The sequence below is a fragment of the Kitasatospora viridis genome (assembly GCF_007829815.1).
GTDB lineage: Bacteria > Actinomycetota > Actinomycetes > Streptomycetales > Streptomycetaceae > Kitasatospora > Kitasatospora viridis.
In genome coordinates this window covers 660,000-683,808 of record NZ_VIWT01000003.1, presented here as the reverse complement: position 1 = coordinate 683,808, position 23,809 = coordinate 660,000, and the positions used below count along the sequence as shown (strand labels likewise).

Sequence of the window (23,809 nt, the reverse complement as noted above, 5' to 3'; positions counted from 1 at the left end):
GGGCATGCTCGACGCAGCATCAGGGCACCGCCCGACGGGACGTCAGGTGACGCCCCGTCGGCCGCGCCGGGCGTGCGGACCACCACCGCTCGCGGCAGGCTGGACGAGCACCCCCACCACAGGAGCCTTCTGCATGAGCGCGCGGACGCCCGCCGACATCGGCGTGATCGGACTGGCCGTCATGGGCCGCAACCTGGCCCGCAACTTCGCCCGGCACGGCCACCGGGTCGCCCTCTACAACCGCACCCCCGCCCGCACCGACGCACTGGTGGAACAGTTCGGCCAGGAGGGCGAGTTCGTCCCCTCGCACACCCTGGCCGGCCTGGTCGCCGCGCTGGCCGTGCCCCGCCGGGTGGTGATCATGGTCAAGGCGGGCGAGCCGACCGACGCCGTGATCGACGAGCTGGCGCCGCTGCTGGAACCCGGCGACATCGTGGTGGACGGCGGCAACGCGCACTTCGCCGACACCCGCCGCCGCGAGGCCGCGCTGCGCGCCCGCGGCCTGCACTTCGTCGGCACCGGCATCTCCGGCGGCGAGGAGGGCGCCCTCAACGGGCCCAGCATCATGCCCGGCGGCACCGCCGAGGCCTACCGCAGCCTCGGCCCGCTGCTGGAGTCGATCGCCGCCCAGGTGGACGGGCGCCCCTGCTGCACCCACGTCGGCCCCGACGGCGCCGGACACTTCGTCAAGATGGTGCACAACGGCATCGAGTACGCCGACATGCAGCTCATCGCCGAGGCCTACGACCTGCTGCGGCACGCCGCGGGCCGGCAGCCCGGCGAGATCGCCGGGATCTTCCGGGAGTGGAACCGGGGCCGGCTGGAGTCCTACCTGATCGAGATCACCGCCGAGGTGCTCGGCCACACCGACGCCGACACCGGGCGCCCGTTCGTCGACGTGGTGCAGGACCGGGCCGAGCAGAAGGGCACCGGCCGCTGGACCGTGCAGATCGCCCTCGACCTCGGGGTGCCGGTGCCCGGCATCGCCGAAGCCGTCTTCGCCCGCTCGCTCTCCGGCGGCGTGCCGCAGCGCGAGGCCTGCCGCGACCTGCCCGGACCCACCGAGACCTGGCTGGACAGCGCCGCCGCCGACCGCTTCGCCGAGGACGTCGAACACGCCCTGTACGCCTCGAAGATCGTCGCCTACGCGCAGGGCTTCCAGCAGATCCAGGCCGGCAGCGCCGAGTACGACTGGCAGGTGGACCCGGGCGCGATGGCCGCCATCTGGCGCGGCGGCTGCATCATCCGGGCCCGCTTCCTCGGCCGGATCGAGGCCGCCTACCAGGCCGACCCGCAGCTGCCCACCCTGCTGGCCGACGAGTACTTCCGCAAGGCCCTCGGCGAGGCCCAGTCGGCCTGGCGCCGGGTGGTCTCCACCGCCGCCCAACTGGGCGTGCCGGTCCCCGGCTTCGCCGGCGCGCTGGCCTACTACGACGCGCTGCGGGCCGAACGGCTGCCCGCCGCGCTGATCCAGGGCCAGCGCGACTTCTTCGGCGCCCACACCTACCACCGCACCGACCGCGAGGGCAGCTTCCACACCCTCTGGGCGGGCGACCGCAGCGAGGAACGGCGGTGACCACCGGGGCCGCCGACGCCGCCCGGGCGGTGCTGGCGCCGCAGACCAGGGCCGCCCGGTTCCTGGTGCTGACGGTCCGTCCGGGCGGCGAGGCCGCCGTCCGGGAGCTGCTGCCCGACCTCGCCGGGCTGCGCCGCTCGGTCGGCCTGCGGGCCGACCGGGCCCGGCTGAGCTGCGTCACCGGCCTCGGCTCCGAGCTCTGGGACCGCCTCTTCGACGGCCCCCGCCCGGCCGGGCTGCACCCCTTCCAGGAGCTGCGCGGCCCCCGGCACACCGCCCCCGCCACCCCCGGCGACCTGCTCTTCCACCTGCGCGCCGAGCGGCCCGACGCCTGCTTCGAACTGGCCGGGCAGCTGCTCGGCCGACTGGCCGGTGCGGCCGACGTGGTCGACGAGACCGTCGGCTTCGAGTACTTCGAGCGGCGCGACCTGACCGGCTTCGTCGACGGCACCGAGAACCCCGAGGGCGCCGCCGCCGAGCGGGCCGCGCTGATCGGCGCGGAGGACCCGCGGTTCGCCGGCGGCAGCTACGCGGTGGTGCAGAAGTACCGCCACCTGCTGCCCGAGTGGGAGGCGCTCACCACCGAGCAGCAGGAACGCGCGATCGGACGCACCAAGCTCGCCGACATCGAACTCGTCGGCAAGGAGCAGCCCGCCGACTCGCACGTCTCGCTGACCAGCCTGGACCCGGACGCCGACGGCCGGGCGCAGGAGATCCTGCGGCACAACATGCCCTACGGCTCGTACCTGGACGGCGACATCGGCACCTACTTCATCGGCTACTGCCGCACGCCCGCGATCACCGAGGAGATGCTGCGCAACATGTTCCTCGGCCGCGGCGAGGCACCCCACGACCGCCTGCTCGACTTCACCACCGCGACCACCGGGGGGCTCTTCTTCGTGCCCCCGGCCGACCTGCTCGACGACCCTCCTCCGCCGACCGCCGAACGGCCTCGGCCGCGCACCGACTGGTCGCTGGGCATCGGCAGCCTGAAGCGCCCGCACGAGACCCGCCCGGACGAAGGGGACCCGACCCGATGAACAACCTGCACCGCGACCTGGCCCCGGTCTCCGGCGAGGCCTGGGAGGAGATCGAGGAGGAGGCCCGCCGCACCTTCACCCTGCACCTGGCCGGCCGCCGGGTGGTGGACCTCTCCGGACCGGCCGGGCCGGAGCTCGCCGCCGTCGGCTCGGGCCACCAGCGACCGATCGACCCGGTGGTCGCCGGCACCGAGGCGCAGGCCAACGAGTCCCGGCCGGTGGTCGAGCTGCGGGTGCCCTTCACGCTGTCTCGCCGCGAGGTGGACAACGTGGAGCGCGGCTCCAAGGACGCCGACTGGCAACCCGTCAAGGAGGCCGCCCGCAGCATCGCGCTGGCCGAGGACACCGCGATCTTCCAGGGCTGGCAGGCGGCCGGCATCACCGGCGTGCAGACCGGCGCCGACAACCCGCCGATCACCCTGCCGGACACCGTCGTCGACTACCCGGACGCGGTCAGCCACGCGATCACCACGCTGCGCCTGGCCGGCGTGGACGGGCCGTACTCGCTGCTGCTCGGCGCCGAGCTGTACACCGCCGTCAACGAGACCTCCAACCACGGCTACCCGGTGCGCCAGCACCTCGCCCGGGTGGTCACCGGCGAGATCATCTGGGCGCCCGCGCTCAGCGGCGCCGTGGTGCTCTCCACCCGGGGCGGCGACTTCGAACTGCACCTCGGCCAGGACCTGTCGATCGGCTACCTCTCGCACGACGCCGAGAGCGTGCGGCTCTACCTCCAGGAGTCGCTCACCTTCTCGCTCTACTCGCCGGAGGCGGCGGTGGCACTCAAGACGCGCTGAGCCGCGCGGCCGGCGGCGCCCTCAGAGGTGACGCAGCGCCAGCTCCAGGGTCGGCGCGAGCTGGGAGTGCAGCGGTGCGGGCAGGGCGTCCGGGGCGAACCAGTCGAGGGCGTCGAACTTGTGCGGCTCGCCGATCGCGACGGCCGCCGGGTCCACCCGCACCGCGCAGACCACGGCCACCCAGTGCGAGTCCACCGGCTCGCCGCGCAGCACGTTGCGCACGCCGAGCACGGCCACCTCCCGGGCCTCGGCGCGGTACTCCTCGAACACCTCGCGGGCCACCGCCGCCTCGAAGGTCTCGCCGAACTCCAGCGCCCCCGCGCCGCAGTCCCAGCGGCCCGGCTCGTCCCGGGCGGCCGCGCCGCGCCGGGCCAGCAGCACCCGGCCGGCGCCGTCGTGGCAGACGAAGACGCAGGAGACGGCGGGGCTCGTCTGACTGGCCATCAGAAGTGCTCTCCCAGCTCGGCGAAGGCGGACAGGTGGAGCACCCCGGTGTCGGCCGGGTCGAGTTCGGCGTCCTCCAGCACCCAGGTGTGCCGGTTCGGGATGAACACCGCGTTCAGACCTGCCGCGCGAGCGGGCAGGATGTCGGACTTCACCGAGTTGCCGATCATCCAGGTGGACCGCGGCGCCAGCGCCTGCTCGCCGATCAGCCGGTGGTAGGCGGTGACGTCCTTCTCGGCGACGATGTGCACGGACTGGAAGTGGTGCGCCAGCCCGGAGTTGTCCACCTTCGCCTGCTGCTCGGCCGTGTCCCCCTTGGTGAGCAGCAACAGCCGGTGGCGGGCCGCCAGTTCGGCCAGCGTCTGCGCCACCCCCGGGATCAGCTCCACCTCCGCGGCCGTGATCGAGGCCGCCAACTCGCCCATTCGGCCCGCCTCGTGGGGCTCGGCCGGGCGCTGCCGGAGCAGCTCGAAGCACTCCAGCAGGCTCTGCCCGAACACCTTCGACCCGTACCCCAGGGCGCGCGCGTTCGCCGCCTCGATCCGGTCCAGCGCCGCCCGCGCGGCCGCCCGGTCCCCGGCGGGCCCGGTCACCAGGTCGAGGAAGCCCTCGATCGCCCGCTCGAAGCGGATGTTGTTCTCCCAGAGCGTGTCGTCGGCGTCAAGGACAAGAACCTGATTGTCACGTCGCATCCGCCCACCGTAGGAGGGCGGGGGAGCGGGCGTCACCCGGTTTTCGGGGTCGCAGGGGTTGCCGCAGGGGCTTATGGGGCCAGCCCGGTGCGCAGGGCGCTGACGCGCTGGGCCGCCGCCGTGAAGTCGGCGCGGTCCAGGCGGCCGGTGGTCAGGGCGTCGGAGAGGGCGGCGGTGGCGTCGGAGCCCTGGGTGTCGTCCTGGGCGGAGCAGAGCAGCAGGTCCATCCCCGCGTCCGCCGCCGCCACCGCGCGCGCACCCGCGTCGCCGTAGGAGGAGAGCGCGCCCGCCTCCAGCGCGTCCGTCACCGTGACGCCCTTGAAGCCGAGCCGGTCGCGCAGCTCCCCGCGCACCACCAGCGGGGACAGGCCCGCGGGCCGGGTCGGGTCGAGCGCCGGGTAGACCGCCCAGGAGACCATCACCAGCCGCACGCCCGCGGCGATCGCCCGGGGGTACGGCTGCTCGTCCACCGCGCCCAGCTCCGCCCGGGACACCCCCAGGGTCACCGCGCCCGCGTCGGTGTCGGATCCCGCCGGGGTGCTGCCCAGCCCGGGGAAGTGCTTGGCCGTCGCGAGCACCCCGCCGCGCTGCTGCGCGGCGATGAACGCCCGGCCGAGCTCGGCCACCTGCGCCGGGTCCTGGCCGTAGGAGCGCTCGTGCCGGTCGATGAAGTCGCCGTCCTGGCGCGAGACGTCCAGCACCGGCGCCAGGTTGACGTTGAGTCCGGCGGCGCGGAGGTTCTCGGCGGCCAGCGCCCCGGCCGCCGTGGCCGCCGCCACCGGGTCGGGCTGCCTGCCCACCGCGCGTTCGGAGAGTTCCGGGCCGCCGGGCAGGCGCCGCACCTGGCCGCCCTCCTGATCGGTCATCAGCAGCAGCGGCAGGTGCACGGGGCTCTCCGCCTGGGCCTGCTTCAGCGCGGCCACCGCCGCGTGGAACCGCTCGGGGTCGGCCGTGTTGGCGCCGAAGAAGATCACCCCGGCCGCCCGGCCGGAGCGGATCGCGGTGAGCAACTGCTCCGGCGGGTCCGGGCCCTTGTAGGAGTAGATCACCCGCTGCCCGGCGAGCTGGTCCGGCGTCAGCCGGGCGAGCTGGGCCGCGGTGACGGCGGCCGGGGCGGCCGCGCGGGCGGAGGCGTCGTTCCCGCCCAGCCGGCCCGGCTGGGGGCCGCCGCAGCCGGTGGCGAGCAGCAGGCCGAGGCAGCCGGCGAGCCGGCGCAGGCGGGCACGGGATGGCATGGGCGACTCCTCGTGGACGGGCGGTGACCTCTAGAGGATCGCCCACGAGCCTTCGCCGGTTCCGCAGGACGCGGCCCGCGCTGGTCCGCCCGGGTGGCGGCCGGTCGCGCAGCTGCCCGGCCCCGCCTGCTGTCCGGCCCCGCCGCCGTCCGGACAGGCCGCTGCCCGGCGACCGGGGTGGTGGCGTCGCCGGGCAGCGGGTGGGGGGTCACCCCAAGGTCGCGCGACTGCGCGGCAGGGGTACCGCGTGCAGGCACTGGTGCTGGTGGCCGTTCTCGGCATCCAGACGGCTCGCCACGCCGTCCTCGTCGATCGCCACCTCGAACTCTCCGCTGTCGTCCGTGTACACGGTTTGGCCACCGACCGACCTCGGCGTCCAGTGCACCACGACCACGGTCGCCGGCCGATGGCCACTGACCGGGCCGGGCAGGGAGACGGCATAGCGCTGGACGAGATCCACGATCCGACCTCCTCGGGGTTTCGGTCCGGAGCACAGTTCCGGCCGCTTCCCATGACGTCTGCCCCGTTCGCGTCGGATCAACCCTATTTGGCATGGTCATCTTCGTACGGCGTTCAACCACGCGTGACGGCCCGCGTACACGGCCCGGCCGGCCGGCCCCGACTCAAAGGTCGCGGCGGTTCAGCACCGCCGCGCCGACCACGACCGTGCCCACCGCCCAGAGCGCGAACGCCAGCCAGGAGCCGGCCACCGAGGCGGGGTGCGGGGACGGCGCGGTGTCCGCCAGGCTCACCAGCATCAGCCGGTGCAGCGCGTTCAACGGCAGCAGGTGCGCGATCCCCGCCGACCAGGAGTACCGCTCGGAGAAGAGCGAGGGCACCAGGAAGAGCAGCAGCACCGAGCAGAGCACCGCCGCCGCGGCGTGCCGCACCAGCACCCCCGTGCAGAGGCCGGCCAGCGCGCAGACCGGCGCGAAGAGCGCCACCGCGAGCACGAACCGCAGCGCCCCCGGGTCGGTGATCGACATCCCGGCGTGCCGCCCCGCCAGCACGGCCTGCGCGAGCCAGAACGACAGCCCGGAGCAGAGCCCGCCGTACCCCAGCATCACCGCGCCCAGCACGCAGGCCTTGGCCGCCAGCAGCGCGCGCCGGTCCGGCACGGCGGCCAGCGTGCCGCGGATCATCCCGGAGGAGAACTCGCCGGCGATCACCAGCGTGCCGACGCCCCCGGCGACGAACATCAGCAGCGTCACCGGCAGGGCGCCGAAGGAGTCGTCCAGGGCGACCTGGGCGAAGCCGTGGTCGAGGTCGTGCGGCGAGAAGTGGGCGTAGCTGTACTGCGCCGCCTTCAGGTTGAGCAGCAGGATCAGCAGCGCGCTCAGGCCGAGCAGCCAGCGCATCGAGCGCAGCGACCAGAACTTCAGCCACTCCGAGGCGAGCAGGTGCCGGAAAAGGGTGGTCGGGATCGTGGTCGTGGTCGTGGTCGTGGTCATCGCGCGGCCCCCGCGGCGTAGTCGGTGCTGTCGGCGGTCAGTTCCAGGAAGGCCTGCTCCAGTGAGGACCGACGCGTCGTCAACTCCTCCAGGACCACGCCGTGGGCGGCGGCCAGCCGGCCGACCAGCAGGGCCTCGGCCCCGGTCACGTCGAGCGCCTGCGGCCCGTCCGCCGTCACCGCCGCGCCCTCGGCCCGCAGCAGGGCGGCCAGCCGCTCCGGCTCGGGCGTGCGCACGGCCACGCTGCGGGCGGTGCCGCGGGCGGCGAAGGAGGCCAGGCTCTCGGCCGCGATCAGCCGGCCCCGGCCGACCACCACCAGGTCGTCGGCGGTGTGCTCCATCTCGCTCATCAGGTGGCTGGAGACGAAGACGGTGCGGCCCTCGCCGGCCAGCCGGCGCAGCAGTTCGCGCACCCAGAGCACGCCCTCCGGGTCCAGCCCGTTCAGCGGCTCGTCGAGGATCAGCACCGGCGGGTCGCCGAGCAGCGCGGCGGCGATCCCCAGGCGCTGGCGCATGCCCAGCGAGTAGCCGCCGATCCGGCGGTCGGCGGCGGCGGTCAGCCCGACCTCGTCGAGCACCCGCGCCACCCGCTCGCGCGGCAGCCCGTTGCCCAGCGCCAGCGCGCGCAGGTGGGCCCGGCCGGTGCGGCCGCCGTGCACGTCGCCCGCGTCCAGCAGCGCGCCGGCCGGCCGCAGCCCGCGCGGGTGGTCGCGGAACCGGTGGCCGTCCACCGTGGCGCTGCCGCTGGTCGGGGTGACCAGGCCGAGCAGCATCCGCAGCGTGGTGGTCTTGCCCGCACCGTTCGGGCCGAGGAAGCCGGTCACCCGGCCGGGCCGCACGGTGAAGCAGAGCCCGTCCACGGCCGTGGTGCGGCCGTAACGCTTCGTCAGGTCGTTCACTTCGATCATGGGTTCAACGGTGCCCGCCGCGAGCACCGCCGGGCATCCGAGCCGGGCTGACAGTTCGTCGGCCGACGGGGGACCGGGGTTGTACAACCCCGGTCGGATGGCCGTTCGGATACGGCTGGCTAAGATCGCCCGCATGACCCCGACCCCCCTAGCCCTGCCCCGGCTCAAGCGGGTGCCGCCCGCCGTGTGGATCGTGCTGGCCTGGGGCGTCTCGGTCGGCTACCCGGCGCTCACCGTTGCGGGGCGGCCGCCGGCCGGGTCCTGGGACTGGTCGGTGATCACCGCGGGCTCGCTGCTCGCCTGCGCGGCCGCGGTGCTGCTGCGCCGCTTCCCGGTCGCGGCGACCGGCCTGCTGCTGGCCGCCGCGACCGGGGTGGCCGGCGGCTGGCGGGCCGGCGTCCAACTGCCGCCCTCCGCGCTGCTCGCGGTCGACGTCGCGCTCTGCGCGGTGACGGCGGGTCAGCCGCGCCGCAGCTCGCGGGCCGCGCTGGCCCTGGTGGTGGGCGTGCTGCTGCTGCACCTGGGCCTGGTGCAGGACAACGCGCTGGGCCTGAGCACCGAGACCTGGAACGGCGCGCCCCTGCCGGGCACGGTGCTGCGGCTCGGCCGCTACGAGGTGACCAGCAGCGCGCCGCACCTGGGCATCTCCGACCAGGGGCTGCTGGTCGCGGTGATCGCCTGGCTGGTCGGCCGCTCGATCCGGCAGTCCCGGGAGCACGCCGAGGCGCTCGGCGCCGAGCTCGCCGCCCGCGCCGTCACCGCCGAACGGCTGCGGATCGCCCGGGAGATGCACGACACCGTGGCGCACAGCATCGGCGTGGTCGCGCTGCAGGCCGGCGCGGCCGCGCTGGTGATCGACAGCAAGCCGGAGCGGGCCAAGGCGGCGCTCGGCGAGATCGAGGCCGCCGGGCGGGAGACCCTGGCCGGGCTGCGCCGGATGCTCGGCGCGCTGCGCGCGGCCGACGGGCCCCAACCCGGGGTGCAGCCAGGGGTGGAGCCGGAGCCGGGGGCGCCGGGCCTGGCCGACCTCGACCGGCTGGCCGCCACCACCACCGCGGCCGGCGTCCGGGTGGACGTGCGCTGGGCCGGCGAGCCGCGCCGACTGCCGCCGGACGTCGACCTGGCCGCCTTCCGGATCATCCAGGAAGCGGTGGCCAACGTGGTCCGGCACGCCGGTGCCCGGTCCTGCGAGGTCTCCATCGACTGCCGGGACGCGGAGCAGGTCGCCGTGGAGATCACCGACCGGGGGCGCGGCCGGTCCGCCGCGCCGGGCGGCGGGCACGGCCTGGTCGGGCTGCGCGAGCGGGTGGCCCTGCTGCACGGGGAGTTCCAGGCCGGGCCGCGCGGCGGCGGCTTCCGGGTGGCGGCCCGGCTGCCGGTCGCGGGCGGTGTCCGGTGACCGTGCGGGTCCTGCTGGTCGACGACCAGCCGCTGGTCCGGGCCGCGTTGGAGATGGCGATCTCCGGCACCGATGACCTCGAAGTCGCCGGGGAGGCCGGCAACGGCGTCGAGGCGGTTCGCCTGGTCGGCGAACTCGCGCCCGACGTCGTGCTGATGGACCTGCGGATGGCCGGAGCGGTGGACGGCGTCGAGGCCACCCGGCGGATCACCGCACGGCCCGACGGGCCCCGGGTGCTGGTGCTCACCACCTTCGACGAGGACGAGCACGTGCACGGCGCGCTGCGGGCCGGCGCCTCCGGCTTCCTGGTCAAGGACATGGCGCTGGCCGACATCCTGGCCGCGATCCGGGTGGTGGCGGCCGGTGAGGCGCTGATCGCCCCGAGCGTCACCCGCCGCCTGATCGCCGAGTTCGCCCGCCGCCCGGAGCCCGCCGCCGCCCGGCTCGCCGGACTCACCGACCGGGAGAGGGAGTTGCTCACCCTGGTCGGCCGGGGCCGGTCCAACACCGAGATCGCCGCCGACCTCGTGATCAGCATGGGCACGGTGAAGACCTACGTCACCCGGCTGCTCGCCAAGACCGGTGCCCGGGACCGGGTGCAGCTGGTGATCCTGGCCTTCCGGTCGGGCCTGGTCGGGCTGGACGAGTGAGTGCGAAGGGCTGTTGACGATCAGTCAGTTCACCGAACCGCCACCCCGAGTAGGTGGGAGGCGGTCCGGTGGCGTAGCGTATGGGCCTGTCGCGGCCCCCGAGTAAGGTGGAACTCCGGGGCCGCGGTGTGCTCCTGACTGTCCGTCAGCTGGCGGTCAGCTGGACGAGCCGGCGCTGGCGCCCGGCAGGGCGGTCGGCGCGCCGCCGGTGCTCCAGCTGTCGATCGGCCACTCGCGCTCGAAGGTCAGGAACGGCAGGTCCTGCTCGGCCAGGGTGGTGCCGAGGATCGCCAGCCGGGCGAACAGGGCGCCGTCGATGTCGAGTCCACCGTAGAGGCTGACCGTGCCGTTGACCACGGGCGCGGCGCCGGTGCCGTCCAGCACCACCGAACCGTGCACGGCGGTGCGCAGGTACGGCTCGATCGAGGCCTTCACGCCGAGCGCGTCGTAGAGCGAGACCGAGGCCTGGGCCACCAGGCCGGTCTTCACCGAGGCGTCGCCGCTCAGGTCCAGCGCGAGCGGGGTGACGGTGGAGGTGCTCGGGTCGGTGCTGGTGGTCCAGCCCTGCCCCTGGGCGTAGTCCGAGTGCACGCCCCAACTGCCGTCGTAGCTCTGCTTGGCGTCGATGCTGACGGTGCCGTCGGCGCTGATGTCGGCGGAGAGCGTGAGGTCCAGGTTGATCACCACCGGCAGGGCGCCGACCATCACCACCGGGCTGGCGCTCAGGTTGGCGATCGGGATGCTGAGCGGCGTGCCGGTGGCGGTCAGACCGGCCGTCACGTGCCAGTCGGCGTGCGCGCCGAGCTGGAAGCCGACCCGGGCCTGCTGCGGGGCGAGCGCGCCCAGGCCGCCCTGGTAGGAGAAGTCGATGGTCGGGTCGAGCTCGACCGAGCCGGCCAGGGTGGCGCTGGAGCCGTTCGGCAGCGGCACGGTGGCGTTCGCGCTCAGGCCCAGGCCGCCGGAGATCGAGCCGTCGGCGCTGGTCAGGCCGGTGCTGTCGTACGTCACCTGGAGGCCCTTGACCTGCGGCTGCACCGAGAAGGCGGCCGGGCTGACCGGCGCCTGGAGCGCGGCCTTGGTGTGGCCGAGCAGCTCAGGCAGGGTGGCCGGGCGGGTGCTGACCCGCACCGCGTCGCCGGTCTTCTGGACGCCGGTGACCTTGACCAGCGCGCCGTGCGGGGCGGCGGCCGAGGGCGGGCTGTCGATCAGCTGGCCGGGGTGCAGCCCGGCGGCGGCCTGCGGTGCGGCGGGCCCGTGCGCGCTGAGCACGGCCTGCCCGCTGTGCGGGTCGTAGGAGCTGAGCGCCAGGGCGGGGGCGTCGGCCTTGGCGGGCGCGTCGCCGCCGGTGGGCGTGGCGACGGTGACGGCGGACGGTGTGGCGTCCGGCGCGGCCAGCGCGGCGGGGAGCGTGGTGGCGGGGCGGGCGGCATCGGCGGCGTAGGCCGCGGGCAGGCCGCCGCTCCAGAGCAGGAGCACCGCGGAGGTGGCGAGGACGGGCAGGGTCAACCTTCGGATGGACACGGGTCGCCTTCGGGGTCGGAAGCCAGTGGAGGGCGCGGCGGTGCGGCCGCGCCCGGATCCGGGGCACGGCCGCCGCTGCGTCGCTGTGCTGACCCGCCGTCAGCCGGTGTGCCGGGGCGGGTGGAAGGTGCCTGAGAACCGGTTACCGGACCGTAGGGTAGCGTGTTCGAGGTTGTTCGGAATAGGTCCAAGTTCGTTCAGACAAGCCCTTTTTGATTCTTCATGTCTGTGCAACTCTTGGTTCGCCGCGGCGTTGGTCCGGATGGCCGTTGGATGTTGGATTCTGTGCAGACGCTCGCCGGGCAGTGCGAGCGGGAGCCCATCTTGGGTCAGTTCGTCCCCCCCCTACACCCTCATTGGAGCTGTCATGACAGCGCCTCGTCGCGCCCGCGTACCGATACCCGCCCGACTGGTCGCGCTCGCCGCCGCCGTCGCCACCGCCCTGCTCGGCCTGCCCGCGGGCGGCGCCGCCGCGGCTCCGCCGGCTGCGGGCAGCGCGCCGACCGTGCTCACCGGCGCCCAGCTCGCCGCCTCCTGGACCGGCCCGCTGAGCACCCGGGGGCGCTACATCGTCGACGCGAACGGCAACCGGTTCAAGCTGAAGGCCGGCAACTGGTCGGGCGCGCAGGGCACCTGGGAGGGCAGCGGCTCCACCACCGACCCGGCGAACAACCAGGCCGGCCAGGTCTCCAACGACATCCCGCTGGGCCTCGACCGGGCCTCCCTGCCCCAGATCATGGCGGACCTGCACGGCCTCGGGCTGAACGCGGTCCGGCTGCCGTTCGCCAACGCGCTGATCCACGACACCAGTACGGTGCCGGACTCCGCGGTGGCCGCCAACCCGCAGCTCAAGGGCGACACCCCGCTGCAGGTCTACGACGCGGTGGTGGCCGCGCTGACCGCCGACGGCTTCGCGGTGATCCTCAACAACCACACCACCAGCTACCGGTTCTGCTGCGGACTGGACGGCAACGAGCGCTGGAACAGCGGCCAGACCACCCAGCAGTGGGAGGCCGACTGGCTGTTCATGGTGAACCGCTACAAGGCGAACAAGCGGGTGGTCGGCGCCGACCTGCGCAACGAGGTGCGCCGCGACACCTGGGACGACCCCAACTGGGGCTGGGACGACTCCCATGACGAGTACGCCGCCTTCGAGGAGGCCGGCAACCAGATCCTCCAGGCCGACCCCGACATGCTGGTCATCATGGAGGGGATCAACTGGTACGGCATCCCCACCGACATCACCGCGCACGGGCGGCCGATGCTCACCCCGGTCGCGAACCTCTCCAACACCCTGATCAACTCGGGCAAGTTGGTCTACTCCGCGCACTTCTACGCCTACACCGGCCCCGCCAACAGCGGCGCGAGCAGCGGCCTCGGCGTGACCTCGGACCCGCGCTACGAGGACTTCACGCCCGATCAGCTGGCCCAAGTGGTGAACCAGGAGGCCCTGTTCGTCACCCAGTCCGGCCAGCACTTCACCGCACCGGTGTGGGTGAGCGAGTTCGGCGCCGCCGGGCGCGGCTCCACCGACACCAAGGAGCAGGCCTGGTTCGACAGCTTCACCAAGATCCTCGAACAGAACGACACCGACTTCGCGATCTGGCCGCTGATCGGCTGGCTGGACGCGAGCGGGAACCCGCAGGACAACTGGGCGATGCTCTCCTACGACTCGGCCGGCAGGCGGCTCGGCGTCGAGGACCCCGGTGACTGGCGGGCCACCGACTGGAACGCGCTCATCGATGCGCCCTCGTACACCGGCCAGGTGGCGCCGGTGAACCACTGGAACATGCTCGACCTCGACCACGCCGACCAGGACGTCTCGGCCGCCATGCTGGCCCAGCCCGACTGGAGCTACGGCAACCGCAAGGGCAACTGCCCCGACAGCGAGCGCCTGACCGGCCTCGGCCGCAGCGACAGCCGCGGCCTGTGCACCGACGCGGGCGAGCCGGCCCGCTCCGGCGCCGCGCCCGTGGTGGTGACCGACGAGCGCTACGTCACCGAGGGCGACTGGGCCTCGGGCTACAACAAACTGCAGTGCCCCGACAACACCTTCGCCGTCGGCTACAGCGTCAACGGCAACGCGATGGCGGCCCTGCTCTGCGCGCCCGCCGCGACCGCCCTGCCCACCGGCGGCCACGACGTCTGGTTCGACCACGGCGACAACCGCCCGGCCACCGGCGGCTCCACCGCGAGCGACTGGGCGCCCGGCTACTACAAGGGCCAGTGCGGCGACGGCGAGTACGTCGCCGGGGTCGCCTACACCTGGCAGTGGAACGACGGGGGAGTGCCGGACGCGCTGCTCTGCCGACCGCTCGGCTGAGCCTGCCGTACGGACCCTGCCCGGTGCGGTCGGCGGACCGCACCGGGCAGGCCGTGCCGGTCACACGGTGTCAGGCCTCGTCCTGCGGGGCGAACGGCAGCCGGCGCTTGTGCGCCGTCATCCGGTAACGGGCCATCAGCGCCTCGGCCGTCTCCTCGGCGACCGGCTTGCCCTCCAGGAAGTCGTCGATCTCCTGGTAGGAGATCCCCAGCGCGTCCTCGTCCAGCTTGCCCGGCGAGAGCGTCTCCAGGTCGGCCGTCGGCGGCTTCCAGACCAGCCCGGCCGGCGCCCCCAGGTACTCGGCCAGGCCGCGCACCTGCCGCTTCGTCAGACCGGTGAGCGGCACCACGTCGGCCGCGCCGTCGCCGTGCTTGGTGAAGAACCCGGTGACCGCCTCCGCCGCGTGGTCGGTGCCGACCACCAGGCCGTCGTACGCCCCGGCGACCGCGTACTGGGCGATCATCCGCTGCCGGGCCTTCACGTTGCCCGTGACGAAGTCCTGGTGCGCGGCGTCGCGGAACACCAGGCCGGCGGCGTGCAGGGCCTCCAGGGCGCCGTTGGTGGCCGGCGCGATGTCCACGGTCAGCACCGCGTCGGGGCGGATGAAGACCAGCGAGGCCTGGGCGTCGGCCTCGTCCGCCTGGGTGCCGTAGGGCAGTCGCATCGCGTGGAAGGTCGCCTCGCCGCCCGCCTCGCGGACCCGCTCGACCGCGAGCTGGCACAGCCGCCCGGCGGTCAGCGAGTCCACCCCGCCGCTGATGCCGAGCACCAGCGAGCGGGTCCGGCTGGCGGCCAGCTGGCGGACCAGGAAGGAGATCCGGCGCTCGGCCTCGCGCGCCGGGTCGAAGTCCGCGCTGACGTGCAGGTCCCGGGCGATGCCGGGCTGCGTGATGGGGTCGGTCATGTCGTTCAAGCCTGCCTGTCGAGCCAGGGGCGCGAGCCCGGTCCGGTGGGGTGGGTGCCGGTGACCGCCATCACCACCGAGTAGATGCTGGTCTCCGCGGCGATGAAGAGCCGGTTCCGCTTGGCGCCGCCCCAGGTGATGTTGGCTACCGTCTCGGGGACCCGCAGCCGACCGAGCAGCGTACCGTCCGGGTGGTAGCAGTGCACACCGTCGTCCATCGCGGCGGCCCAGAGCCGGCCGCCGTCGTCGAACCGGATGTTGTCGAAGCGGGCCCCCGGGCGCCCGGAGGCCTCGGCGAAGACCCCGCCGTCCGACAGCGTGCCGTCCGGGCCCACGTCGAAGACCCGGATCCGGCCGGCCCGGGTGTCCGAGACGTAGAGCCGCCGCCCGTCGGGGGAGAGGACCAGGCCGTTCGGGGCGCCGAAGCCGTCCGCGGCCAGGCTGACCTCGCCGGTGCGGGGGTCGATCCGGTAGACGTTGTTGGCCTCGATCTCCCGCGGCGCGCGGTGCCCCTCGTAGTCGCTGCCGATGCCGAAGTCCGGGTCGGAGAAGTAGACGGTGCCGTCGGCGGCGACCGTCGCGTCGTTCGGGCTGTTCAGCCGCCGGCCCTGCCAGTACTCGGCGAGCACGGTCAGGGTGCCGTCGTGCTCGGTCCGGGTCACCCGGCGGTTGCCCTGCTCACAGGTGATCAGCCGGCCCTCGCGGTCGAGCGTGTTCCCGTTCGGGTGCCCGGCCGAGCGGCGGAACACGCTGACCGCGCCGGTCTCCTCGTCCCACCGCAGCATCCGGTCGTTGGGGATGTCGCTCCAGACCAACTGCCGCCAGGCGGGCAGGTAGAGCGGACCCTCGGCCCACCGGCACCCGGTGAACAGCACCTCCAGCGAGGCGTCGCCGTTCATGCACTTGTCCGTCCGGAACCGCTCGTCGAACGCCTCGTAGAGCTCGGACCGCAGGCCGCCCATGAGGTTCCCCCTTCGTCTTCGGCTGAACCATCTATGGATCGAAGCCTAGGTTGCCGAATGAGATATGGTCAATGCAGCATTCGGCTGAAGGAGTGTATGGATGGATCACATCGACCGGCTGCTGCTGACGCACCTTCAGCAGGACGCCACCCAGTCCTACGCCGCTCTCGGCAAGGCCGTCGGCCTCTCCGCCGGCGCCGCCCACGAGCGCGTGCGCAAACTGCGCGAGCGGGGCGTGATCCGCCGCACGGCGGCGGACGTCGACCCGGCCGCCGTCGGCGCCGGCGTGCTGGCGTACGTGACGATCGACTCGACCTCCTGGATGGGCGAGTCGGCTGCCGCCTTCGCGGCGATCCCCGAGCTGCTGGAGGCACACGTGATCGCCGGCAGCGCCTCGGTGCTGGTGAAGGTGCGGACCGCGACCACGGAGCAGTTGCAGGACGTGCTGCGCCGGCTCTACGCGATCGAGGGGGTCAGCGGGACGCAGGCGACGGTGGTGCTGGAGACCTTCTTCGAGCGGGCCGTGTCACCGCTGGCGGGTGGTGGGGTCGGTCAGGCCGTGCAGGTCACGGGTACGGCCGAGGTGGTGGTCCAGGAGGAGTCCAGGTAGTCCGTGGCCGGCCCGCCCTGGCGGTCCGTCACGGCGGCGCGCAGCACGCCCTGGAGCGAGTCGGCGGTGGCGGCCGTGTAGAAGGTGCGCTGCACGTCGCCCACCGGTACGGACAGCACCTCGGTCACCGGCACCACCACGGCGCTGCCGTCGCCCGTCACGCAGGACAGCGCGCCGACCCGCTCGCCGTCGGCGTGGAACAGCGCCGTCGCCCGTGGGGACTCCGGCGTACCCGGCAGGTAGAGGTCGAGCACCAGCACCGAACCAGGCCTGGGCAGCATTTCGGCGGGCGGCACGCAGAACTCAAGCGGCGAACCCGCGCCGACCGGGACGTGCGTCGTGCAGTCGCCGCCGCCCGGCCCGACCCAGAGCAGCTCACTGCCCTGCGCGGACGAGTACCAGACCCCCGCCGCGCCACCCGCCGCCGGCGCGCCGCTGGTCAGGATCTGCAGGGCCGCGTCCGCCTGCGCGGCCCGCGCAGGGGTGAGCGGTGGCGACGGCTCCCGTAGCACCGGCACCGGGGCGGGCACTCCCGCCGTACTGTCGGCGTCGCTGCTGTTGCTGCGGTCTGCTCCGCCGGACGGTGCCGGCCAGGCCGGCAGCGCGATCAGTACCGTGCACAGCACCAGAGCGCCCGTGCCGACCCGCCGTTCCCGCGACCAGTGACGCATGACTCGGCCTCCCGTTGTCGTGCCCGGCCCCGCTTGTGGGGTTACCCGGATGGACGCCAGGGGAGGGCGGCGGTTCGCCAAGTGCGTTTGTTCGTAATGAAGTTGATGCCGGCAGGAGACAGTCAGCTGTGCTGGGTGGTGGCCAGGGTGAGGAAGGCGGCCCAGGCGGTGGGGGTGACGGTGAGGAGCGGGCCGTCGGGGTCCTTGGAGTCGCGGATGTGCACGGCGGCGGGGGCGGTGGCGATCTCGACGCACTCGCCGCCTTCGGCGCCGCTGTAGCTGCTCTTCTTCCAGGACAGTTGGTGGGTGTTCATGACGTCTCCCATCGGACCTGAGGGCCGGTGAAGGGGCCGGGAACCGTTTGGTTCTCGGCCCCTTTGATGGTTGATCAGCTCTGCTGTTCGGTGAGCTTGAGGAACGCGGCCCAGGCGGCGGGGGTGACGGTCAGCGAGGGGCCCTCGGGGTCCTTGGAGTCGCGGACGTGTATGGCAGTCGCGCCCAATGCGATCTCGACGCAATCGCCACCCTGAGCACCGCTGTAGCTGCTCTTCTGCCAGCTCAGGTGCCTTTGCGTGGTGGCGGAGTCCTCGCTCATAGTTCTCCCAGCAGCTTCTCGATGAAAGCCAACGACTCGTTGGGCGTCAGCGCCTGTGCCCGGATGATCCCATAGCGAGCCGTCAGGCCACGGACCTCTTCTCGATCACTGGTCAGGATGCCACGACCCTGGACTTCGAGATAGCCGATCTGGTCACCGTTCTTGCGGGTGAAGAGCGTGAAGCCGCCGTCAACACCGGCGTTGTCCTCGCGGGCGAGTGGCATGACCTGGATCTCGACGTTGCGTTGCTGTCCGACCAGCAAGATCTGCTCCAGCTGTCCACGTTGAACGTGAAGCCCGCCGAGCGGCCGACGCAAGACGGATTCCTCCATGACGAAGCTGAAGAGAGGGGCAGGGCGTGCGGAGAGACGCTCCTGGCGAGCCAGACGCGCCGCAACACGTTGCTCGATGAGCGTCTCGTCCAGCAGAGGTCTGTGCATTGCCAGCAGCGCCCGCATGTACTCCTCGGTCTGGAGGAGCCCCTTCACCACGTGAGTGTCGTACGACTGGAGTTCGACGGCCTCGGCCTCCAACTTGGCCGCGTCCCGGAAGAAAGCCGGGTAGCGGGCCCGTGCGACCTCCCCCTTCATCGCGATCAGCAGCCGGTCTCCCCTCAGCACCTCGTCGAGCTTGTCGATCAGCTCCGGCTTCGGGATCCGCCGGCCCAGCTCGACCGAGGCGATCTGGTCCTCGCCGTAGCCGACTTGGGCGCCGAGCTGGGTGCGCGTCAGGCCGGCCCGCTCGCGCAGCAGCTTGACCTGTTGGCCGAAACATTTCAGGAATGCCGCGCCGTCGTCCTGGTCCGTCATACCGGCCACCTCCGCCATCACTGGGAGCCTGTGCACACGATCAGCTACCGGAACGATACGGAGGGCATGCGTCCCGTGTGGCGTGAATCCGACGATTTCCCTCGTGTGAGCTACCCTCCTCCCCGAGGACACGGCCGGCTTGACGACTCGTCATGTACCGCTGGTCGCAGCGGCTGTACAGCGCTTGGCCGTACGCACGTTTCCGCTGGTCACAGCCGTCCCGCACCCGGCACGCTGCTGCCATGGACACACTGCAGACCCAGCGCGGCCCGCGCGAGTTCACCATGCGCTTCAGTTCGTCCCCGCGCGGTGCGCGCCTTGCCCGGCGGCTGGTTTCGCACCGGCTCGACGAGTGGGGCTTCGGCTACTCCGATCCCGTCAACGAGGCGGTGTCGCTGATCTGCGGCGAGCTCGCCGCCAATGCCGTCCGCCACGGGCGGGTCCAGGGGCGGGACTTCGAGGTCCAGCTGACCCGGACTGAGGCCGCCGTGCGGATCGAGGTCTCCGACACCCGCACCGAGCGCGTGCCCCCGACCGGCCCGGTGCCGGTGCCGGCCGAGGACTCGGAGTCCGGGCGGGGCCTGCTTATCGTCGCGGCCCTCGCCACCGACTGGGGCATGCACCCGCGCCCGGCCGCCCCGGGCAAGACGGTCTGGGCCGAGTGCGCGATCTGAGCCGGCGGTTCGTCAGGCGGAGCCTGGGCGCACCGAGACGGGAATCCGTCGAGCTCGGGTTAACTCGGTTGAACCGTAGCGTCGTTGCGCCCAAGCCGTGGACCGCTCGCCGACCGGTTGGGGTGGGTCGCGTGCGGGCATCCCCAGAGGGGGATCCAACGGGGGAGCGGACATGGGCAGAACCGCCCGGATCATTTCGGCCGGGGCGCTGCTGCTGTGCGCGGCAGCCTGCACCGGTCAGGCGAAGCCGGCGCCGAGCGCATCCGGGGCCGCCTTGTCGGACGGGCAAGTGCGCACCATCGAATCGGAGTTGGTGCAGGACGAAGTCGCCGACGGGCACCAGCCGGGCGGCGCTCCGGTGGTCGCGTACCGGCACGGCGAAGCCGTGTACCTGCTCTGGCTGACAACCGAGCAGGACCTCTGCCAGGGAGATCAGGACGAGGACGGCGGACTGGGGTACGGCTGTTCCACCGGGTGGCGTCCGCCGACTGCCAGCACACCTGGCCTTGAGACGGTCTGGGGCCCCGGGATGGTAGGCGCGGACGCCCTGACCGTGTTCCTCGCCGACCACGAGGACATGCGCAGCATCAGCTGCGGCGGAGTCAGCACCAAGCTCACGCGCGACGGCGAGTTCACGACCGCGGCGGGCCAAACCCTCTCCCTCTACTCCTATCTGACGCCCTGGATACCGAACGGCACGCTTGAGGCAGCGGTCCAACTGGACGGTGGCCCGGCAGTCGTCGAGCTGCCGATGGCGAACTTCAGCCAGTCCCTGCAGCGCACTTGGCTGCGCCAGTGCGACTCCCAGCCCGCGACCGGCGCCCGCTGAGCCGGAACGGCAGAGCCACCGGCCACCCGGGCGGGGTCAGAGCCCGCCCGGGTGCTCGGCGTCCCAATGCGAACGGGCCTCGGCGATCAGCGCCTTGTGGGAGCGGGACCAGTTGGCCAGCTCGGTGATGGCGGCCGAGAGGCTGCGGCCCATCGCGGTGAGGCGGTACTCGGTCTGTGGCGGGACGGTCGGGTACACGGTGCGCTCGACCAGGCCGTCGCGGACCAGGCGCTTGGTGGTGAGGGTGAGCATTCGCTGGGAGATGCCGGGGATCGCCTGGTGCAGCTCGCTGAACCGGTGGGTGCCCTTGGCCAGCACCACGATGACCAGCACCGACCAGCGGTCGCCGAGCCGGTCCAGCACGTCGCGGATGCCGCAGTCGTCCTCGCACACCTCGTGCGGCTCGTGCGGCTCGTACACCTCGTGCACCTCGGCGGTCATGGCGCTCAACGTTCCCCCTGGTCGCTCGCGGGTCTCCTCGACGTCCCGTCAGGACCCCAACGCGCGGCGGCGGCCCCGGATTCCCGGGGGATCCGCCGCTGACCTGCACGCTTACACCCGTGTGCCTGACGGACAGTGAAGTGCCTGCTTCCGCGGCGGCCGGGTTCGGGGAAGGCTCGGTGACGTTCCCACTGCACGAACTCACCAAGGGAGTTGTTCCGAATGATCCTCGTGACCGGTGCCTCCGGCAGTCTCGGCGGCCTGATCCTCTCCGGCCTGCGCGCCCTCCCCGACCTGGAGGTGGTGGCCGGCACCCGCACCGGCGACGGCCGCACCGCCCGCCGGGTGGACTTCGACGACCCGGCCTCGCTGCCCGCCGCCTTCACGGGCGTGGACGTGCTGCTGGCGATCTCGGCCGGCTACGCGGAGGACGACGTGGTGCTCGCCCGGCACGGCGCGCTGGTGGACGCGGCGGCCGCCGCCGGTGTCCGTCAGGTGATCTACACCAGCCTCGCCGCCTCCGGCGACTCGATGACCATAGCGCTGGCGCACCGCTGGACCGAGGAGCGCCTGGCCGCCGCGCCGTTCGCGCACACGGTGCTGCGCAACGGCCTCTACACCAACGTGCCGCTCGGCCTGGTCGGCCCGCAGCTCGCGCAGGCGGCGGCCACCGGTGTGCTGCGGGCGCCGCTCGGCGGCGGCCGGATCTCGGTGGTGGTGAAGCAGGACCTGGCGGACGCCGCGGTCCGGGTTGCCGCCGAGGCGCAGCGCGACCTCGCCGCCGACCGCCGGCACCGACACGCCGGGCGGGTCTACGAGTTGGAGGGGGAGACGGCGATCGGGGGCGCCGAGATCGCCGAGGCGCTCACGGCGGCGTACGGCCGTCCGATCTCCTACGAGCCGTCGTCCCTGGCGGCGAGCCGCGAGGCGCTGACCGCCGCCGGTTTCCCGCCGTTCTCCGTGACCCACGCCCTGTCGATCGCCGCGAACGCCAACGCCGGCCGCGCGCTGGCCCGTTCGTCCGACCTGCGGGCGCTGCTGCCGGCCGCGCCCAGGTCGGTGCCGGGGGCGCTGGCGGCCCAGGTCGCGCCGACGCAGGCCTGACGGCCCGTCAGCGCACCAGTGGCAGGAAGACCGTGTCGACGATCTCCTCCAGCACCGGATCGGGCACGGGCGCGAAGGTCGTGAGGATCTCGTGCCGCAGCAGGTCGAAGGGGAGCGACTTGATCCGGGCGCTGAGCCCCGGCCTGGCCTCGCCGCGCTCGACGGCGCGGGCGAAGAGCAGGTCGAGGGCCTCCGCGCGGCCCGTCACCAGGGGGTCGAGCAGGTCGCCGGGGCTGGTTCCGGTCTCCTGGTGGTAGCCGGCCAGGTGCATGTTCATCACGGTGATCAGCTGGACGCGGGTGGCGTTGATCTCCCGCATCAGGGTGAGCACGTCCTCCCGCAGGCTCCCGGTGTCCGGGGTGTCGAGCCGGGCGGCCTTGAGGGCGTGCGCGATCGCGGCGCGCACCAGCTCGTCGCGGCTGGACCAGCGCCGGTAGAGCACCGGGGGACTGGTGCCGGCGCGCTTGACGACGGCGTCCATGGTGAACCTGGCGTAGCCGTGCTCGGTGAGCTCCTCCCAGGCCGCGTCGAGGAGGGCCTGTTCCAGTGCCGCGCCGCGGCGTCGCTCGGGCATGCGGTCCTCCCTTGAGTCGTAGAGCCTTTAGACAGAGTTGCCTTTCTTATCTTAGCGCCCTACTCTGGCGCTCATAAGATAGACCTCTTTATCTAAAGGTTCCTGATCATGAGTACTCCCCAACGGACCGACCCCGCCGTGTGGCGGCCGGCGATCACGCTGATCGTCGGCGCCATGGCCGTGGTCTTCGACACCACCATCGTCAGCGTCGCGCTCGACGACCTGGCCAAGGACCTCCACGCCCCGTTCGCCACCGTCCAATGGGTCGGCACCGCCTACCTGTTGGCGGTCTTCGTCACCATCCCGCTGGCCGGCTGGGCCCAGTCGCGGTTCGGCGGCCGCCGGCTGTGGACCGCGGCCCTGGGCGCCTTCCTGCTCGGCTCGGTGCTGAGCGCGCTGGCCTGGAACGCGCCCGCCCTGATCGCCTTCCGGGTGGTCCAGGGCCTGGCCGGCGGCATCATGATGCCGCTGATGGCCACCCTGCTCATGCAGGCCGCCCGGGGCCGCGGCATCGGCAAGGTCATGGCGATCATCACCGTGCCCACCGCGCTCGGGCCGATCCTCGGCCCGGTGCTGGGCGGCCTGATCCTGCACCTGGCCGACTGGCGCTGGCTCTTCCTCGTCAACATCCCGTTCTGCGTGGTGGGTTGCCTGCTCGCCCGGCGCAACCTGCCCGACGACCGCCCCGCGCCCGACCAGCCCCGGGCGCCGCTGGACACCCTCGGCCTGCTGCTGCTCTGCCCGGGCTCCGTGGCCCTGGTCTACGGCCTCTCCCAGGTGCAGGGCCGGTCCGGCTTCGGCAGCCCCGGGGTGCTCCTCCCGCTGGTCGGCGGGCTGGCCCTGATCGGCGGCTTCACCGCCAGGTCGCTGCGGCGCCGCACCGGCGCGCTGGTCGACCTGCGGCTCTTCCGGCACCGCTCGGTGGCCTCCGCCGCCGCCCTGCTCTTCCTCGGCGGCCTCGCCCTGTACGGGCCGATGCTGCTGCTCCCGCTCTACTTCCAGCAGGTCCGCGGTGAGGACGCGCTCGGCGCCGGGCTGCTGCTCATCCCGCAGGGCGTCGGCGCGCTGCTCGCCCGCGGCCTGGCGGGCCGGTGGACCGACCGGGTCGGCGCCCGGGCGGTCGCCGTCACGGCCTTCGCCCTCGTCGCCGTCTCCACCGTGCCGTTCGCGTTCGTCACCGCCGGCACCGGCGAGCCGCTGCTGACGGCCGCGCTGTTCGTCCGCGGCCTCGCCCTGGGCGCCGCCATGATCGCGCCCAGCGGCGCCGCCTACCTCGGCCTGGCGCACGAGGAGATCCCCGACGCCAGCATGATCACCCGCATCGCGCAGCAGATCGGCGGCTCGGTGGGCATCGCCGTGCTCGCCGTCGTCCTCCAGCACGGCACCGGCGGCGCGCACACGGCGGGCGCCCTCGCCGACGGCTTCGACCGCGCCTTCTGGTGGTCGGTGGCGCTCACCGCCGTCGCCGTCCCGCTCTGCCTGCTGCTGCCCGGGCGGCCCGACCGGGCAGCGGCGACGACGCCCGGACCACGGACTCCCGCAGCGCAGACGCCCGGGCAGCAGGAGACGCGCTGTTAGCATCGGCGGCGACACCACCGGG

At 73.3% G+C, this 23,809-nt stretch carries 26 protein-coding genes; 11 read left to right on the top strand and 15 right to left on the bottom strand.

Annotated elements, in window-relative coordinates:
* Positions 1-133: 133 nt before the first annotated feature.
* Genes gndA through FHX73_RS33680 form a run of 3 tightly spaced genes read left to right on the top strand, consistent with a single transcriptional unit; the run spans position 134 to position 3,413 of the window.
* On the top strand, positions 134-1,576 hold the full coding sequence (gene gndA / locus FHX73_RS33690; RefSeq protein ID WP_145909741.1) for an NADP-dependent phosphogluconate dehydrogenase: 1,443 nt from the start codon (positions 134-136) through the stop codon (positions 1,574-1,576).
* Positions 1,573-2,616 (top strand): Dyp-type peroxidase, encoded by a 1,044-nt coding sequence (locus FHX73_RS33685; RefSeq protein ID WP_145909740.1) that lies wholly within the window; start codon positions 1,573-1,575, stop codon positions 2,614-2,616. The genes gndA and FHX73_RS33685 overlap by 4 nt, the downstream gene beginning before the upstream one ends.
* The gene (locus tag FHX73_RS33680) at positions 2,613-3,413 is read left to right on the top strand and encodes a family 1 encapsulin nanocompartment shell protein (protein ID WP_145909739.1); all 801 of its coding nucleotides are present in this window, start codon (positions 2,613-2,615) and stop codon (positions 3,411-3,413) included. Before FHX73_RS33685 ends, FHX73_RS33680 begins: the two co-directional genes overlap by 4 nt.
* Before the next feature lie 21 nt (positions 3,414-3,434).
* Here the strand turns inward: FHX73_RS33680 and FHX73_RS33675 are convergent, their stop codons facing one another.
* The 6 genes from FHX73_RS33675 to FHX73_RS33650 all read right to left on the bottom strand — a co-directional run bounded on the left by FHX73_RS33675 (position 3,435) and on the right by FHX73_RS33650 (position 8,143).
* Positions 3,435-3,857, bottom strand: a complete 423-nt coding sequence (locus FHX73_RS33675) for an NUDIX domain-containing protein (RefSeq protein ID WP_145909738.1) — start codon at positions 3,855-3,857, stop codon at positions 3,435-3,437.
* The gene (locus FHX73_RS33670; RefSeq protein WP_145909737.1) at positions 3,857-4,549 is read right to left on the bottom strand and encodes an HAD family hydrolase; all 693 of its coding nucleotides are present in this window, start codon (positions 4,547-4,549) and stop codon (positions 3,857-3,859) included. Before FHX73_RS33670 ends, FHX73_RS33675 begins: the two co-directional genes overlap by 1 nt.
* Before the next feature lie 71 nt (positions 4,550-4,620).
* The gene (locus tag FHX73_RS33665) at positions 4,621-5,784 is read right to left on the bottom strand and encodes a glycoside hydrolase family 3 N-terminal domain-containing protein (RefSeq protein ID WP_145909736.1); all 1,164 of its coding nucleotides are present in this window, start codon (positions 5,782-5,784) and stop codon (positions 4,621-4,623) included.
* Positions 5,785-5,992: 208 nt separating this feature from the next.
* Positions 5,993-6,244: a DUF6296 family protein gene (locus FHX73_RS33660; RefSeq protein WP_145909735.1), complete on the bottom strand. Its 252-nt coding sequence runs from the start codon at positions 6,242-6,244 to the stop codon at positions 5,993-5,995.
* Between the two features lie 163 nt (positions 6,245-6,407).
* On the bottom strand, positions 6,408-7,235 hold the full coding sequence (locus tag FHX73_RS33655; RefSeq protein WP_145909734.1) for an ABC transporter permease: 828 nt from the start codon (positions 7,233-7,235) through the stop codon (positions 6,408-6,410).
* Positions 7,232-8,143: an ABC transporter ATP-binding protein gene (locus FHX73_RS33650; protein ID WP_145909733.1), complete on the bottom strand. Its 912-nt coding sequence runs from the start codon at positions 8,141-8,143 to the stop codon at positions 7,232-7,234. The genes FHX73_RS33655 and FHX73_RS33650 overlap by 4 nt, the downstream gene beginning before the upstream one ends.
* Before the next feature lie 133 nt (positions 8,144-8,276).
* Here FHX73_RS33650 and FHX73_RS33645 point away from each other — a divergent pair, with 133 nt between their 5' ends.
* Positions 8,277-9,542, top strand: coding sequence for a sensor histidine kinase (locus FHX73_RS33645; RefSeq protein ID WP_211786406.1), 1,266 nt, complete (start codon positions 8,277-8,279; stop codon positions 9,540-9,542).
* On the top strand, positions 9,539-10,192 hold the full coding sequence (locus tag FHX73_RS33640) for a response regulator (protein ID WP_145909732.1): 654 nt from the start codon (positions 9,539-9,541) through the stop codon (positions 10,190-10,192). Before FHX73_RS33645 ends, FHX73_RS33640 begins: the two co-directional genes overlap by 4 nt.
* 156 nt (positions 10,193-10,348) lie before the next feature.
* On the opposite strand, the gene FHX73_RS33635 is transcribed toward FHX73_RS33640, so the two are convergent.
* Positions 10,349-11,713, bottom strand: a complete 1,365-nt coding sequence (locus tag FHX73_RS33635) for a hypothetical protein (protein WP_145909731.1) — start codon at positions 11,711-11,713, stop codon at positions 10,349-10,351.
* A 367-nt stretch (positions 11,714-12,080) separates the two neighbouring features.
* Between FHX73_RS33635 and FHX73_RS33630 the strand changes: the two genes are divergently transcribed.
* Positions 12,081-14,036 (top strand): glycoside hydrolase family 5 protein, encoded by a 1,956-nt coding sequence (locus tag FHX73_RS33630; protein ID WP_145909730.1) that lies wholly within the window; start codon positions 12,081-12,083, stop codon positions 14,034-14,036.
* Positions 14,037-14,106: 70 nt separating this feature from the next.
* On the opposite strand, the gene nadE is transcribed toward FHX73_RS33630, so the two are convergent.
* Positions 14,107-14,940, bottom strand: a complete 834-nt coding sequence (nadE, locus tag FHX73_RS33625; RefSeq protein ID WP_145909729.1) for an ammonia-dependent NAD(+) synthetase — start codon at positions 14,938-14,940, stop codon at positions 14,107-14,109.
* Positions 14,941-14,945: 5 nt separating this feature from the next.
* On the bottom strand, positions 14,946-15,902 hold the full coding sequence (locus tag FHX73_RS33620) for an SMP-30/gluconolactonase/LRE family protein (protein ID WP_145909728.1): 957 nt from the start codon (positions 15,900-15,902) through the stop codon (positions 14,946-14,948).
* Between the two features lie 100 nt (positions 15,903-16,002).
* On the opposite strand from FHX73_RS33620, the gene FHX73_RS33615 reads away from it, so the two are divergent.
* Positions 16,003-16,512, top strand: coding sequence for an Lrp/AsnC family transcriptional regulator (locus tag FHX73_RS33615; protein WP_145909727.1), 510 nt, complete (start codon positions 16,003-16,005; stop codon positions 16,510-16,512).
* Here the strand turns inward: FHX73_RS33615 and FHX73_RS33610 are convergent.
* From FHX73_RS33610 to FHX73_RS33595, 4 genes are all read right to left on the bottom strand, one after another.
* A complete protein-coding gene (locus tag FHX73_RS33610) occupies positions 16,455-17,183 on the bottom strand; it encodes a hypothetical protein (protein ID WP_145909726.1) in 729 nt (242 codons plus the stop codon). The genes FHX73_RS33615 and FHX73_RS33610 overlap by 58 nt on opposite strands.
* A 122-nt stretch (positions 17,184-17,305) precedes the next feature.
* Positions 17,306-17,497 (bottom strand): DUF397 domain-containing protein, encoded by a 192-nt coding sequence (locus tag FHX73_RS33605; protein WP_145909725.1) that lies wholly within the window; start codon positions 17,495-17,497, stop codon positions 17,306-17,308.
* 74 nt (positions 17,498-17,571) lie between these two features.
* Positions 17,572-17,778 carry a DUF397 domain-containing protein gene (locus tag FHX73_RS33600; RefSeq protein ID WP_145909724.1) on the bottom strand — a complete coding sequence of 69 codons (207 nt, stop codon included), beginning with the start codon at positions 17,776-17,778 and terminating at the stop codon, positions 17,572-17,574.
* Positions 17,775-18,587, bottom strand: coding sequence for a helix-turn-helix domain-containing protein (locus FHX73_RS33595; protein WP_145909723.1), 813 nt, complete (start codon positions 18,585-18,587; stop codon positions 17,775-17,777). Before FHX73_RS33595 ends, FHX73_RS33600 begins: the two co-directional genes overlap by 4 nt.
* Positions 18,588-18,829: 242 nt before the next feature.
* Here FHX73_RS33595 and FHX73_RS33590 point away from each other — a divergent pair, with 242 nt between their 5' ends.
* A complete protein-coding gene (locus tag FHX73_RS33590) occupies positions 18,830-19,261 on the top strand; it encodes an ATP-binding protein (RefSeq protein ID WP_246214037.1) in 432 nt (143 codons plus the stop codon).
* A gap of 172 nt (positions 19,262-19,433) precedes the next feature.
* A complete protein-coding gene (locus FHX73_RS33585) occupies positions 19,434-20,090 on the top strand; it encodes a hypothetical protein (protein ID WP_145909722.1) in 657 nt (218 codons plus the stop codon).
* 36 nt (positions 20,091-20,126) lie between these two features.
* Here FHX73_RS33585 and FHX73_RS33580 read toward each other — a convergent pair whose 3' ends face one another.
* Positions 20,127-20,531 (bottom strand): winged helix-turn-helix transcriptional regulator, encoded by a 405-nt coding sequence (locus tag FHX73_RS33580; protein WP_145909825.1) that lies wholly within the window; start codon positions 20,529-20,531, stop codon positions 20,127-20,129.
* Positions 20,532-20,753: 222 nt separating this feature from the next.
* On the opposite strand from FHX73_RS33580, the gene FHX73_RS33575 reads away from it, so the two are divergent.
* On the top strand, positions 20,754-21,635 hold the full coding sequence (locus tag FHX73_RS33575) for an NmrA family NAD(P)-binding protein (RefSeq protein ID WP_145909721.1): 882 nt from the start codon (positions 20,754-20,756) through the stop codon (positions 21,633-21,635).
* Positions 21,636-21,642: 7 nt separating this feature from the next.
* Here FHX73_RS33575 and FHX73_RS33570 read toward each other — a convergent pair whose 3' ends face one another.
* Positions 21,643-22,209: a TetR/AcrR family transcriptional regulator gene (locus FHX73_RS33570; protein ID WP_145909720.1), complete on the bottom strand. Its 567-nt coding sequence runs from the start codon at positions 22,207-22,209 to the stop codon at positions 21,643-21,645.
* A 108-nt stretch (positions 22,210-22,317) separates the two neighbouring features.
* Between FHX73_RS33570 and FHX73_RS33565 the strand changes: the two genes are divergently transcribed.
* On the top strand, positions 22,318-23,787 hold the full coding sequence (locus FHX73_RS33565; RefSeq protein ID WP_145909719.1) for an MDR family MFS transporter: 1,470 nt from the start codon (positions 22,318-22,320) through the stop codon (positions 23,785-23,787).
* Positions 23,788-23,809: the final 22 nt, after the last annotated feature.